Consider the following 13,426-nt stretch of genomic DNA (forward strand, 5'->3'; position numbering starts at 1 on the left):
GGCAGAGCGCATGCGCTGCCTGCCGGCGAAACCCATCCGAAAACCCCTCAAGAACCACATCAGCATCTCTCTGCGCCCCTTTTCGGAAAAGTCCGGGCGCATGTCAACGCACCGTTTTGTCCAATTCCAATCGATTTAGAAAGGCTCCGGCGCACAATTCGCCGACTTCTGCCAGATTTCCCGAGAAACCTTGGCCAAACAACGGCATTGCGCAAGCGTCGTCTTCGTGGAATGACGATAGCACCCTCCCCGGAAGCCAGCGAACAGACCATTTCCCGCCAATGACCCGATCCACAGGTTTCGCGCCTTTCGACATCGTCGAGGGCGACTGCAAGCGAGGCATCGTGCTGCTGGGCGACCACGCCCGCCGCGACCTGCCGGAGGACTATGGCAGCCTCGGCCTGCCGGCGGACGAATTCGATCGCCACATCGCCTATGACATCGGTGTGGAGACGGTGACGCGCGAACTGGCCGCATCGCTTGGTGTGCCGGCGGTGCTCGCCAATTTCTCGCGGCTGCTGATCGATCCCAATCGCGGAGAGGACGATCCGACGCTCATTCGCCAGCTCTATGACGGCACCGTCGTGCCCGGGAACTACCCGATTGCTTCCGAGGAGCGCGAAAGGCGGCTCGACCGCTTCTACCGGCCCTATCACGACGCCGTCGGCGCCATGATCGCCTCGGTCGCGCAGGCCTCTGCCCGAGCACCCTTCATCTTCTCGGTGCATTCCTTCACCCCTGTCATGCAAGGCGTCCAACGTCCCTGGCATGTGGGTATCCTGTGGGATCGGGATGACCGGGTGGCGCGGCCGCTGATCGACATGCTGGCCGCCGACAGGAGCCTCGTCGTCGGCGACAATGAGCCCTATGACGGCGCGCTGCGCGGCGACACCATGTACAAGCACGCCATCGTCAACGGCTTCGCCCATGCACTGATCGAGATCCGCCAGGACCTGATCGCCAACGGCAAGGACGCGCTTGCATGGGCCGAGCGCCTGGCGCCGATCGTTGACGCGATCAATCGTCGTCCCGATATACATGTGGTCAAGCAATTCGGCTCCCGCACCGGGCCCTATGAGCCTACTGGAACGTAAGGAGTTTTCGATGACCGAACTCAGCGACGAGCAGCAACGCGACTTCGAGGCGGCTGCCTTCCGCCGGCTGGTCGCGCATCTGCGCGAGCGCAACGACGTGCAGAACATCGACCTGATGAACCTCGCCGGCTTCTGCCGCAACTGCCTGTCGAACTGGTATCGCGAAGCAGCCAACGCCGATGGCGTCGACCTCAGCAAGGACCAGTCGCGCGAGATCGTCTACGGCATGCCCTATGCCGAGTGGCAGGCGCTCAACCAGACCGAGGCATCCGACGCCAAGAAGGCCGAGTTCGAGGCAAGGCGGCCCAAGGACCACTAGGTTAGCGGTCGACATCCCCTCGATCGTTTCCAACGCTGCGATTGGCCCAAAAACTTTCGGTGACGAGCGCTTGACTGAAAATTGAATCGATCTAATTTGCCGCGCAAAGCCATTTTTGACCGGATTCGTATCAATGCGCGCGCAAGACGTCATACAGGCTGCCATTCGCGGACGATGGGCCGTAGCGGCGATTTTCCTCGCCAACGGCTTCCTGACCGGCAGCTGGGCGCCGCAGATCCCGGTGTTCCTGACCCGGCTGGAGATCACGAAGTTCACGCTCGGCCTGCTGATCCTGCTGTTCGGCGCCGGCGCTGTCACCGCCATGACCTGGTGCGGCCACCTGATCTCGAAACATGGCTCGCGCACCGTACTGCGCTGGTTCGGCCTTTGCGGCAGCCTCGGCCTGCTGGTCGTGGCGCTGGCCCCCAACGTGCCGCTGGCGGCCATCGCCATGTTCATCTTCGGCGGCTCGATCGGCGGCATGGACGTCGCCATGAATGCCAATGCGGTCGTTGTCGAAAGGCGGCTCTCCCGCGCCATCATGTCGTCCTCGCACGGCTTCTGGAGCCTTGGCGGTTTCGCCGGCGGCGCGCTCGGCGGCTTCGCCATCCAGAACTATGGCCACCTGACCCATGCGGTCGTGGTGACGGCGCTTGCTTTCACAGTGATCGCGGTGGCGGTTCGCCATCTGATCGGCGAGGACAGGCCGCAGGCTGCCGAGCATCACAAATTCGCGCTGCCGGCAAACCCGCTGGTCTACCTCGTCGGCTTGATGGCGCTGCTGACGATGATTTCCGAAGGCGCGGTGCTCGACTGGGCAGCGCTTTATCTCAGACAGGAACTCGGCGCCGACCTCGCCATAGCCGGTCTCGCCTATGCTGCCTTTTCCGGTGTCATGGCGATCATGCGTTTCTTCGGCGATGGCGTTCGCAACCGCCTCGGCGCGGTGATGACGCTGCGCGCGTCGGCGCTCGTCGCTGCCACCGGCATGCTGATCGCCGGCCTGTCACCCTCGCCCTGGCTTGCGATCGCGGCCTTTGCCCTTTGCGGCTTCGGCATCGCCAACATGGTGCCGATCATCTTTTCGGCCGGCGGCAACCAGGAAGGCATGTCGTCGGGCACCGGCATGAGCGTCGTCACCACCATGGGTTACTCAGGCATTCTGGTGGCGCCGTCGGCCATCGGTTTCGTTGCCGAGCATTTCAGCATCGGCCCGATTTTCGTCGCCATGTCGGGACTGCTGATTGTCGTTCTGCTGATGGCCGGGCTTGCTCACCGGGCCGAATTCGCTCCCGACGCCACGCCGGCCGAATAGCGTTTGAGTTCCTCGTAGAGGAAATCCGCCACGCGGCGGATGCGCACGCTGCTGCGCACGTCGCGATGCATGGCCAGCCACACCGGCAGTACCGGCAACGCAAAGTCAGGCAGCACCTTCTCCACCAGCGGATCGCGGTCGGCCAGCGGTTCCTGGCCGAACCCGATACCGTTGCCCGCCCGCACGGCTTCCCATAGCACGATCTGGTTGTCCGCCCGGAAGCGGAAAGCGTGGCGATCAACCTTGATGCCGGCGGCGGCAAAGCCGCGGATCGCGCTGTCGTCGCGGTCGAAGCCGATCAGGTCGTGGCCGACGAGATCGGTCGGCCGGCGCGGGCGGCCGCGCCTGTCGAGGTAGGATCTGGTCGCGCAGGCGCAGAGCGCAATGTCGCAAACCTTGCGCGCCACCAGTTCGTTCTGAGCGGGTTTGACCATGCGGATGGCGATGTCGGCATCGCGCCGCAACAGGTTCTCGACCTGGTTCGAGGCGACGATCTCCACTTCGATGCCGGGCTCCTCGGTGCCGAGCCGCGCCGTCATCTCGGGCAGCACATAGGCAGCCACCACCTCGCTGGCGGCTATGCGCACCGTGCCCTCGATCGCCTCGACCGAACCAAGCGCCAGCAGCGAAAAGGCGCTCGCCTGCTCGCTGACCGCCTTGCCGCGCTCGAACAGCGTCGCGCCGGCTTCGGTCAGTTCATAGCCGCGCCGCCCGCGCCGGAACAGCGTGACGCCCAGCGCCTGTTCCAGTTCACCGATGTGGCGGCCAAGCGTCGGTTGGCTTGCGGCCAGCTTTCGCGCGGCGGCCGACAGGCTGCCGGTTTCCGCCACGGTGACGAAGCTCTTGATCAGATTCCAGTCGAGATCGGACATACAATCCATTCAAAATTGAATATCAATTCGCCAATTCTAGCGAATTTAAATTCAACCGCAAATAGACCATCTTCCTCTCATCGGAGACAGGAAAACAGGAGAAGACAGATGCGGACAGTTGTTGTTCTGGGTGCGGCAGGCAGGGTCGGCGAGGCCGCGGCGCGAGAATTCGTCGCCGCCGGATGGCGGGTGAAGGGGCTGGCACGCAACGCCAAGGCGGCATCGCTGGCGCCGGGCGTGGAGGTCGTCCAGGGTGACGCCACCGACCGCGCGGCCCTGATTGAAGCCTGCAAGGGCGCCGACGTGATTCTCAACGCGTTGAACCCGCTTTACACGGAATGGGCCGAGAAGGTCTTGCCGATGGCTGAGAACGTCATTGCGGCGGCCGAGGCAAGCGGGGCCACCCACATGCTGCCCGGAAACGTCTACAATTTCGGCTACGGCCTCGGTGTTGGCACGACGGAAACCGCGCCTGAAGTCCCATCAACGGAGAAGGCCGAGATCCGTATCGGGATGGAGGATCTGTTCCGCAGGAAGGCGCAGGAGCGCGGCGTCCAGACCATCGTGCTCAGAGCCGGCGACTTCTTTGGCGGCGCGCGGCCGGAAAGCTGGCTCGACCTGATCATCCTGTCGAAGCTGCGCAAGAACGTCTTTACGTGGGGTGGGCCGATGGATATCCCGCACGCCTTTGCCTATCTGCCGGATCTCGGGAAGGCCTTCGTCGCGCTGGCCGAAAAGCGCGAGAGCCTCGGCGCTTTCGAGCGTTTCCATTTCGCCGGCCATACGCTGACCGGCCACCAGATGAAGGCGGCGGCGGAAACTGCCAGCGGTCGCAAACTGGCGTCGAAACGCGTGCCATGGATCGCGCTGCGTGCTGCCGCCCTGTTCAGCCCGATGATGCGGGAAGTCGTCAAGATGTCCTATCTCTGGCACACGCCGCACTCACTCAATGGCGACAGGCTGGAGCGGACCGTCGGCAAGCTGCCTGCCACCGATCCCGTCGACGCCATCCGCCAGGCGATCGCCGATTTGAACCTGGATGACAGCCATCCGACCGCGGTGACTTGAACCAACCCCTGCACTGGAAACTCACAGCGCCAGACAAGGGATGGGCGAGACCCCGCCGCGCATCGCTGGAACAGGCATCACGTCAGCGGACCTAAACGCATGGAGACGACAAAATGACCAAGATCGCAATCCTCGGCGCCAATGGCCGGCTCGGCCGCGTGGTCGCCAAGGCTTTCATCGACGCCGGCTTCGACGTCCGCGCCATTACCCGCAGCGGCAAGGTGCCGGCAGAACTCAAGAGCGCCACGGCCGTCATCGGCGACGCGCTCGACCGTGAAGCCCTCATCCGCGCCACTGAAGGTGCCGACATCGTCTTCAACGGCCTGAGCCCGGTCTACACCGACTGGAGCAACTGCCTGCCGATGGCGCAGAACGTCATGGACGCCTGCCGGGCGAATGGCGCGCTCCACCTCTTTCCCGGAACCATCTACAATTACGGTTCACCGACGCCGGCGGTGATATCAGAAGACACGCCGTTTCACCCAACGACGGAAAAGGGCCGCATCCGCGTCGCCATGGAAGATCTCTTTCGCCGCGAAGCCGACGCCGGCCATGTCCGCACCATTGTCTTGCGGGCCGGCGACTTCTTCGGCGGCACCGGCAGCGGATCGTGGTTCGACCTGGTCGTCGCCGCCAAGATCAACAAGGGCGTCTACACCGCGCCCGGTCCGGTGGATCTGGTACATGAATGGGCCTACCTGCCGGACTTCGCCGTAGGCTTCGTCGCGCTCGCCAAGAATCTCGACAAGCTCGGCTCCTATGAGGCGCTGAACTTTCCCGGCCATGCCGTCACCGACCTGGAGATCAAGGCAGCAGCAGAAAAGGCGCTTGGTCGCCCGCTCAAGATGACCTCGATGCCCTGGTGGGTGCTGCGCGCCGGCAGCCCGTTCGTGGCCATGTGGCGCGAGATCGTCTCGATGTCCTATCTGCGCTTCGAGCTGCACCGGCTGGCCTCGGCAAGGCTGGAAGGCATCATCGGTGCGATCCCGCATACGCCGCTGGATCAGGCGGTCGCCGAGGCTCTCGAGGATATCGGCATCGCCACCGTTGCGAAAGCTGCCTGACATTGCGTGCCGGCGGACGCAGCCGCCTCGCGTTGCTCCGGGACAATGCTTCGCACTGCTCTTGGGGGGACAATGCAAAAGGCCCGGTTGTTCCGGGCGGCCTTTGCAGGTCAAATCGGCAACCGGGCTACTCGGCGGCTTTTGGAAAGGCGATGGCCGGCTCCGCTCCGGCATCCTGCCCCGGCGCATCGGTCGACGAGATCTCGCCCTTGCCGCGCCGGAACAGCCGGCTGAACCAACCGCGCCGGACACCCGGCTTGACCTTGGCGCGAGTGAACACCATCAGCATCGACGGCGTCACCACCAGCGTCAGCACCGTGGCGAAGGACAGGCCGAAGACGATCGCCGAAGACAGCGAAATCCACCACTGCGTCGACGGCGCGTTGATCGTCGTCTCGTGGTGGAAGATTTCGAGACCGAGGCCGAAGGCGATCGGCAGCACGCCGAGGATCGCCGACACCGCCGTCAGCACCACCGGACGGGCGCGCTCGCGGCAGGTCTGCAGCACCGCTTCGACCTTGTCCCAGCCTTCTTCGCGCAGCCGGTCGTAGGTGTCGATCAGCACGATGTTGTTGTTCACCACCACGCCGGCCAGGGCGATGACGCCGATGCCCGACATGACGATGCCGAACGTCTCCCCTGTTATCAGCAGCCCGAGGAACACGCCGATCGTCGCCATGACCACGCAGGACAGCACCAGCCACACGCTGGTGAACTTGTTGAACTGCGCCAGGAGCACCAGGAAGATCAGGAAGATCGCCGCGCCAAAGGCCTTGCTGAGGAAGGCGCTGGCTTCGGCGCTGTCCTCGTTCGAGCCGGCCAGCTTCCAGCGGATGCCGCTGTCGAGCTTCATATCGGTGACCGCCTGGGTGACCTCCTGTTGCACGGCTGCGACCTGGGCACCCGCCGCGGCATTGGCCTGCACCACCACGGTGCGTGCGCCATCGATGCGGTTGAGGATGCCGACGCTGGGTTTCGCCTTGCGGACGACGAAGTTCGAGATCGGCACCGACCCTTGCGAAGTCTGCACCCGAAGTTCGTCGAGCGTCGACAGCGTGCGCCGGTCTTCCGGCAGGCGCAACCTGATGTCGACCGCCTTGTCGGCGCCGGCCGGCCGGTATTCGCTGAGCTTCAAACCGTTGGTGACGAGTTGCACCACCGTTCCGACCGAAGTCGGGCTGATGCCATACTGCGCCGCCTTGGCGCGATCGACCTCGAGCGCCCAGTCGACGCCGGGTGGCGGCAGGCCGTCGGAAATGTCGATGACGCCGGGCACCTTGCCGATGCGTGCCGCAACCGCGCGGGCCTGGTCGTCGAGCCCCTTGGGGTCGACGGCCGAAAGCCTGATCTGGATTGGCTTGCCGGTCGGCGGACCGGCCTCCGGGACGCGCACCTCGACATCGACGCCGGGAATGCCGGCCATCACGCCGCGCAGGTCATCCAGGATGTGGTTCGCCGACTTGCGCTCACGCCAGTCGATGAATTCGTACTGGATGACGCCGACGACGTCTTCGGGGACGTCCTGGCCGCCGCCTTGCGTCTTGCCGACGCGGGTATAGACCGACTTGACGCCCGGCCAGCCGAGCAGCCTGTTTTCTGCAATCTTGGTTGCCGTATCCATTTCGGCCAGCGAAAGGTTGCCGCGCGCATGCACGTAGAGCAGGCCGTAATCCGGCTCGACATTCGGGAAGAACTCGACGCCGGCGCCATATTTCGAATAGGCAAAGCCGACGCCGAACAGCAGCGCCACGGTCAGCACCAGCACGGTCACAGGGAAACGCACCGCCTGCTTGACGATGGCCATGTACCAGCCGTCGCGATTGTCGTCCTCGTGATGCGTCGGCGCCTTGGCGAAGATCGCACCCAGCGTCGGTGCGAACACCAGCGCGTAGAGCATCGAGGCCGACAGCGTGACGATCAGCGTGATCGGCATGTATTTCATGAAGTCGCCGATAATGCCCGGCCAGAACAGCAGCGGCGAGAAGGCGGCGATGCGCGTCATCGTCGCGGCGATGACCGGACCGGCCATGCGCTTGGCGGCGAGCGCGAAGGCTTCCTCTTTCGGCATGCCTTCGCTCATCCGTCGCTCGGCGAACTCGGTGACGATGATGGCGTCGTCGACCAGCATGCCGACGGCCAGGATCAGGCTGAACAGCACGATCATGTTGATCGTGTAGCCCATCATCGCCAACAGCAGGATGCCGATCAGGAAAGACGACGGAATGGCGAGGCCAATGAGCAGCGAGGCACGGCCGGACAGCGCGTAGAGAATAACGATGAACACCAGGATGACGGCGATCATGACGTGGTTCTGCAGGTCGCCGAGCAACTGGTTGACGAAGACCGACTTGTCCTGCGTGTAGGTAACGTTCATGCCTTCCGGCATGCTCTTGACGAACGCGTCGGATACGGCCCGCACCTTGGTGAGCGTGTCGATCAGATTGGCACCGATGCGCTTCTTGACTTCGATGGCGATGGCCGGCTTGCCGTTGAGGCGGGTCACCGTCTCGGCATCCTTGAAGGTGGAGCGGATCGTGGCGATGTCCTTGGCCTGCACCACGGCATTGGGGCCGGCGACCACCGGCAGCGCCGCGACATCCTCGGGCGTCTCGATCAGCGACGGCACCTTGACGGCATATTTGCCCTCGGAGCCCTCGATGTTGCCGGCGGCGACCAGGCTGTTGGAAGCGCCGACCGCACCGATCAGCTGATCGAGTTGCAGCCCGTAGGAAGACAGCTTCATCGGGTCGATGACGACTTCGACGAGGTCGTCGCGCGCGCCCTGCAACGAGCCTTCGAGAACGCCGGGCACTTCCTCGATCCGGTCGCGCAATTCGCGCGCCGCGGCCGTCAGCACGCGTTCGGGCAATTCGCCCGACAGCGTGACGACAAGCACCGGAAACTCGGAAATGTTGACTTCGTTGACAGTCGGTTCCTCGGCCGCCTGCGGCAGGTCGGCCTTGGCGTCCTGCACCTTGCTGCGCGTGTCCTGCAGCGCCGTCGCCAGGTTGGTCTGCGGCTGGAATTCGACCAGCACATAGCCGCCGCCCTGAAAGGCGGCCGAACGCATTTCCTTGAGCCCCTTCAAGCTCTTCAGCTTGCTTTCCATCGGCCGCAACAGAAGCCGTTCCGAATCCTCCGGCGAAATGCCTTGATAGATCAGGCTGATATACATCATCGGAATCGGAACGTCGGGCTCCGCTTCCTTCGGCGTCGACTGGTAGGCGACCGCGCCGGCAAGGATGAGGAAGACCAGGACCGAGATGGTCAGGCGGGCATTGTTGATTGCGAGTCTGACGATATCCATGGCTAACGCCTGTTGTTGAATTTCAGGAGCTGCGTCGCAGCCGATTGTCCCCGCCGGGGCTAGAGCGGTTCATCGTTTCCCGGAAACGCAGAACCGCACTGTCTCTTTGTTTCGACGCAATTCCGGACGGAAAACCGTTACACACTTTTCCTGGAATTGCCCTAGTCCGTCGCGACCCGTGCTACTGCGTGCCGGCAGTCGCCTCGCCCAGCAGCTTCTGGATGGTCGCCTGGTCGGCCTCGACCGGGTTGACCACATCGCCTTCCTTCACCAGCTCCTGGCCGGCGACAATGATGCGCGCGTCAGCCGGGATGCCGCCAAGCACGAGACCGGTCGGCGTGTCGTCAACGAGGTCGATCGGGAAGAACACCACCTTGTTGTCCTTGCCGACGGCACGGATGCCGAGGTCGCCCTTGTCGCCGAGCGTCACCACCGAGCGCGGCAGCAAGACAGCGTCGGTCGGTTGCGCGTTGAGCGCGATTTCCGCCGTCATGCCGGCCGGAACGGAGCCGTCGCCATTGGGGATGGCCACCTCGACGCGGAAGGTGCGGGTCGCCGACGACGCGTCGCGGCTGATGTAGCGCACGGTGCCTTCCACCGTCTGGCCGCTGACCAGCCGCACATTGGCCTTGTCGCCGAGCTTGAGGTAGCCGAGGTCGCGCTCGCTGACTTCGCCGCGGCCAATCACCGGATCAAGCTTGAGGATGGTTGCCACCTCACCGCCCTGCATGATGGAACTACCAAGTTCCACCGGCACCCGGTCGATGACGCCGTCGAAAGGCGCCTTCACCTCATTGCGGTCGAGTTCGGCCTGCGCCGTGTCCAGCAGCGACTGCGCCGAGGTCAGGTTCGAGCGCGCGGTATCGAGCTGCAGCTTCGGCAGGTTCCCGGTTTTCATCAGCCGCAGGGATGCGTCCAGCTCGGCCTGACGTTGCACCACAAGCTGCTTGGCGTTGTCGACCATCGAGATCTTTTCCTCGGCGGCAAGCATCATCACCATATCGCCGGTCTTGACGTGCTGGCCCTGCTTGACCGGCAGCTTGTCGATGACGCCGGCAACGCGCGTCGCCAGCACCGCCCGCTTGTCGGCTTCGGTCAGTCCTGAAATGCGGATGGCGCGCGCATAGGTGCGACGCGGCGGCGTCACCACCGCGACGGTGCGAAGTGGTGCCTTCGGCTCGGCTTCCGCAGCCTTGGGCTTGTTCGCGTCCGGCGCCTTGGCCTGCTCGACTTCGGCGGCCTTGGCCTTGTTGGCGGCCACGCTGCCGACCGACGAAAACTCGCCTGTCACCATCCAGGCCGCGAAACCAATGAGCACAACAACGGCTGCAAGCTTGTGAAACCTGAATCTCATCGTCGTTTTTTCCACTGCGGGTTTGGCCAGCGTCCTCATAACGCGGGCGCGTCGCCGATATGGGTGCGCGCCAGGCCATCTTCAATTTGCCGTGATCGGCGAAGCGCGCTTCTACATCAAAGTTGCACCGCAATATAGCCTTAAAGTTGCAAGACCATTACGGCACCGGGCAAGGTGAACCCACCGCCATCCAGTTTTCGATCGCTTGAAAGGTTGCTTCGGCCGAGCCCGGAGCCGGCTCACGGTTCGACCCCGGCGTCCAACCCCAGCCGACCAACCTGTCGTCGCGAACATGCAGCGCGATATCGTCCAAACTGCGACTGCCATTGCGCGCCGGATCCTTGATCTGGGCGCAGATTTCGGCCGAGGATTTACCGAACCAGGCCATCTCGGCCGGCGCCAGATGCCAGCCCTCGGCGCCGGGCGGTCCGTGCAATGCATTGGAATTGCTTGCGAAATGGCAGGTCGTGCAGCGCAGGCCCGGATTGCCGAAGCCCGATCCGTCGGTGCCGCGCTGGACGTTGAAGGCGTGCACACGCGTACCGCCATAATGCGCACCCGACCAGCGCGGCCGGTCGTCCGCGACATGACAATCGGCGCAGCGCGGATGTGAGAACACCGCATAGATCTTGTCCCATTCGGACAGGCCCTTGGCCATGTCGACCGTCGGGCTCGGTGATGTCTGGCTCTCCTGTGCGGTTGCGAAAGGCGCCGCCGAAAACAAGATGGCAGCAGGCGTCAGCATGATGAGAAGCTTCTTCATGCGAAGGCCACCGTTGTCGACAGCGGCAGCGTGCGGATGCGCTTGCCGGTGAGCGCGAAGATGGCATTGGCCAGCGCCGGTGCCGCCGGCGGTGTGCCAACCTCGCCAACGCCGCCCATCTTGTGGAAATTCTCCAGGATGGCGACTTCGAAGACCGGGCACTGGAATATCCGCATGGCGTCGAAATCGTGGAAGTTCGACTGTTCGACCATTCCGTCGGCGAAGGTGATCTGCTGTCCCATTGCCGCCGACAGGCCATAGATGGCGGCGGAAATCAGCTGCGCCTCGATGATACCCGGATCGAGCGCGGTGCCGACATCAGCGGCGATCCACATCTTTTCGATGCGGATGCCGGCCGGCGTATCCGCCACTTGCACGATCTCGCCGACCCAGCTGCCGAACGACAGCGTGAACGCCATGCCCTTGGCCTTTCCGGCCGGCAGCGCCTCGCCCCACTTCGCCATTTCGGCGACCTTCTCGACAACCTTCACCGCCGCCGGATGGTCGGCCATCAATTTCTTGCGCAACTCGACCGGATCGATTTTTCCGGCGACCGCGATTTCGTCCATGAAGCCTTCATGGAAAAAGCCATTGGTCGAGGCGCCTACCGACCGCCAGAAGCCAACGGGAATGGAGACGGGCGCGGCGATGCCGCTCACCCGGTAGTTCGGGATGGTGTAGGGCTGGTCGAAGGCGCCGTCGAAGATGGCCTTGTCGGGACCGATCGGCGATATCGAGGGGAACAGCCGGCGCAGCACCCCGGCAATGATCGAGGGCGAGGCCAACTTCATGTCGAGGGCGACCGGCAGACCGTCGTCGCCGAGCCGCGCCTGGAACTTGCCGACGGCAGCGGGGCGATAGGCGTCGTGGCGCATGTCTTCCTCGCGCGTCCAGGTCACCTTGACCGGACGCCCGCCCGCATCCTTGGCCATCAGTGCTGCATAGAGCGCAAAGTCCATTTCGATGCGCCGGCCGAAACCGCCGCCGAGGAAGGTGGTGTGCACAGTGACCTTGTCCTGCTCGATGCCGAGCTGATTGGCGCAAAGCTGGCGCACAATGGTCGGCGCCTGGTTGCCGCACCAGATGTCGAGGACGCCGTCCTTGAGCCGTGCCGTGGCGTTCATCGGCTCCATCGTCGCATGCGCCAGATAAGGCATCGCATAGTCGGCCTCGACGATCCTCTCGCGCGGCGCGTCGGCGATGGCGGTATCGACATTGCCATCGTCGCGCATCGCCGAACCTTTTTGGCCGAGCGCCTGTTTCAGCACGTCGGCGATGGCGGCGCTATCGAGCGGATATTCGGGATCGGCCCATTTGGCCTCGATCGCCTCCGCTGCCTTGAACGCCGCCCAGGTGTTTTGCGCGATGACACCGAAGCCATGGCCGTAGCTGGTCTCGATCGGCACGATCTTGACCACGCCAGGCATCTTCTCCGCCTTGGAGAGATCGGCCGAAACCGGCTTCGACCAGAAGCGCGGGCTCATTTTCACTGTGCCGTAGAGCATGTCCGGCAGCCTGACATCGATGCCGAAGATGGGCGCGCCGGTGACCTTGGCCAGCATGTCCATGCGCTTCTGCGGCTTGCCGAGCAGCTTCCAGTCGGCCTTGTCCTTGAGCCTGACCTCCGCCGGCGGCGCCATGGCGGCGGCGGTCGCAGCGATGTCGCCATAGGTGACCGATTTGCCCGACGCCTTGTGCAGGATCGAACCGTCCCTCGTCTCCAGTTCGCCGGCGGCAACGCCGAGCTTCTGCGCCGCCGCGGCGATCAGCATCTGCCGCGCTGCCGCGCCTGCCTGCCGCATCTTCTCGAACCCGTCGCGCATCGAGCTCGACCCGCCCGTGCCCTGCAAGGCGAGGAGTTTCCCGATCACGCCCATGCCGGCACGCACGGTTTCGGCGGTCATGCTCTCGTCGAAGAAGGCGAACGGACCGCCCTCTTCAAGGATTGCGGTGTTGTAATAGGCATAGGAGGCCGGGCCATGCTCGACCTTTACCTGGTCAAGACCGACATCGAGTTCCTCGGCGACCATGGCGGCCAGCGTCGTCGAGACGCCTTGCCCCATCTCGGCGCGCGGCGCGACGATGGTGATGGTGTTGTCGGCGCCGATCTTCACATAGGGGTTGAAGGTCGCCTCGCCCTTGCCGAGATCGGCCTCGAGCGGGTTCGGAAACGGCTTGCGATAATAGTAGTAGCCGACGGCAACGCCGCCCGCGACAGCGGCCGCGCCGATCAGAAACGTGCGGCGGGCGATCTTTCCAACACTGGCCAT

At 64.1% G+C, this 13,426-nt stretch carries 10 protein-coding genes; 5 read left to right on the forward strand and 5 right to left on the reverse strand.

Annotated elements, in window-relative coordinates; genetic code table 11:
* Nucleotides 1–281: 281 nt before the first annotated feature.
* The 3 genes from ACFSQT_RS29935 (at nucleotide 282) to ACFSQT_RS29945 (ending at nucleotide 2,728) form a co-directional block, all read left to right on the forward strand.
* Entirely contained in the window at nucleotides 282–1,094 is an 813-nt protein-coding gene (locus ACFSQT_RS29935) for an N-formylglutamate amidohydrolase (RefSeq protein WP_379024912.1), read from the forward strand.
* 10 nt (nucleotides 1,095–1,104) lie between these two features.
* Nucleotides 1,105–1,413, forward strand: a complete 309-nt coding sequence (locus ACFSQT_RS29940) for a DUF1244 domain-containing protein (RefSeq protein ID WP_379024914.1) — start codon at nucleotides 1,105–1,107, stop codon at nucleotides 1,411–1,413.
* 133 nt (nucleotides 1,414–1,546) lie between these two features.
* Complete coding sequence (locus ACFSQT_RS29945) at nucleotides 1,547–2,728, forward strand: MFS transporter (protein WP_379024916.1); 1,182 nt, start codon at nucleotides 1,547–1,549, stop codon at nucleotides 2,726–2,728.
* Here ACFSQT_RS29945 and ACFSQT_RS29950 read toward each other — a convergent pair.
* The gene (locus ACFSQT_RS29950) at nucleotides 2,686–3,600 is read right to left on the reverse strand and encodes a LysR family transcriptional regulator (protein ID WP_379024918.1); all 915 of its coding nucleotides are present in this window, start codon (nucleotides 3,598–3,600) and stop codon (nucleotides 2,686–2,688) included. The two genes, ACFSQT_RS29945 and ACFSQT_RS29950, sit on opposite strands and share 43 nt — an antisense overlap.
* 108 nt (nucleotides 3,601–3,708) lie before the next feature.
* Between ACFSQT_RS29950 and ACFSQT_RS29955 the strand changes: the two genes are divergently transcribed.
* Both ACFSQT_RS29955 and ACFSQT_RS29960 read left to right on the forward strand, forming a co-directional pair.
* Complete coding sequence (locus ACFSQT_RS29955) at nucleotides 3,709–4,668, forward strand: NmrA family NAD(P)-binding protein (RefSeq protein ID WP_379024920.1); 960 nt, start codon at nucleotides 3,709–3,711, stop codon at nucleotides 4,666–4,668.
* Nucleotides 4,669–4,781: 113 nt separating this feature from the next.
* On the forward strand, nucleotides 4,782–5,732 hold the full coding sequence (locus ACFSQT_RS29960) for an SDR family oxidoreductase (protein WP_379024922.1): 951 nt from the start codon (nucleotides 4,782–4,784) through the stop codon (nucleotides 5,730–5,732).
* Nucleotides 5,733–5,859: 127 nt separating this feature from the next.
* Here ACFSQT_RS29960 and ACFSQT_RS29965 read toward each other — a convergent pair whose 3' ends face one another.
* The 4 genes from ACFSQT_RS29965 to ACFSQT_RS29980 form a co-directional block, all read right to left on the reverse strand.
* On the reverse strand, nucleotides 5,860–9,039 hold the full coding sequence (locus tag ACFSQT_RS29965) for an efflux RND transporter permease subunit (protein ID WP_379024924.1): 3,180 nt from the start codon (nucleotides 9,037–9,039) through the stop codon (nucleotides 5,860–5,862).
* 181 nt (nucleotides 9,040–9,220) lie between these two features.
* Nucleotides 9,221–10,393 carry an efflux RND transporter periplasmic adaptor subunit gene (locus ACFSQT_RS29970; RefSeq protein ID WP_379024926.1) on the reverse strand — a complete coding sequence of 391 codons (1,173 nt, stop codon included), beginning with the start codon at nucleotides 10,391–10,393 and terminating at the stop codon, nucleotides 9,221–9,223.
* Nucleotides 10,394–10,550: 157 nt separating this feature from the next.
* The gene (locus ACFSQT_RS29975) at nucleotides 10,551–11,156 is read right to left on the reverse strand and encodes a hypothetical protein (RefSeq protein WP_379024928.1); all 606 of its coding nucleotides are present in this window, start codon (nucleotides 11,154–11,156) and stop codon (nucleotides 10,551–10,553) included.
* A complete protein-coding gene (locus tag ACFSQT_RS29980) occupies nucleotides 11,153–13,426 on the reverse strand; it encodes a xanthine dehydrogenase family protein molybdopterin-binding subunit (protein ID WP_379024930.1) in 2,274 nt (757 codons plus the stop codon). Before ACFSQT_RS29980 ends, ACFSQT_RS29975 begins: the two co-directional genes overlap by 4 nt.

The organism is Mesorhizobium calcicola (assembly GCF_042682105.1).
Classification (GTDB): Bacteria; Pseudomonadota; Alphaproteobacteria; order Rhizobiales; family Rhizobiaceae; genus Mesorhizobium; species Mesorhizobium calcicola.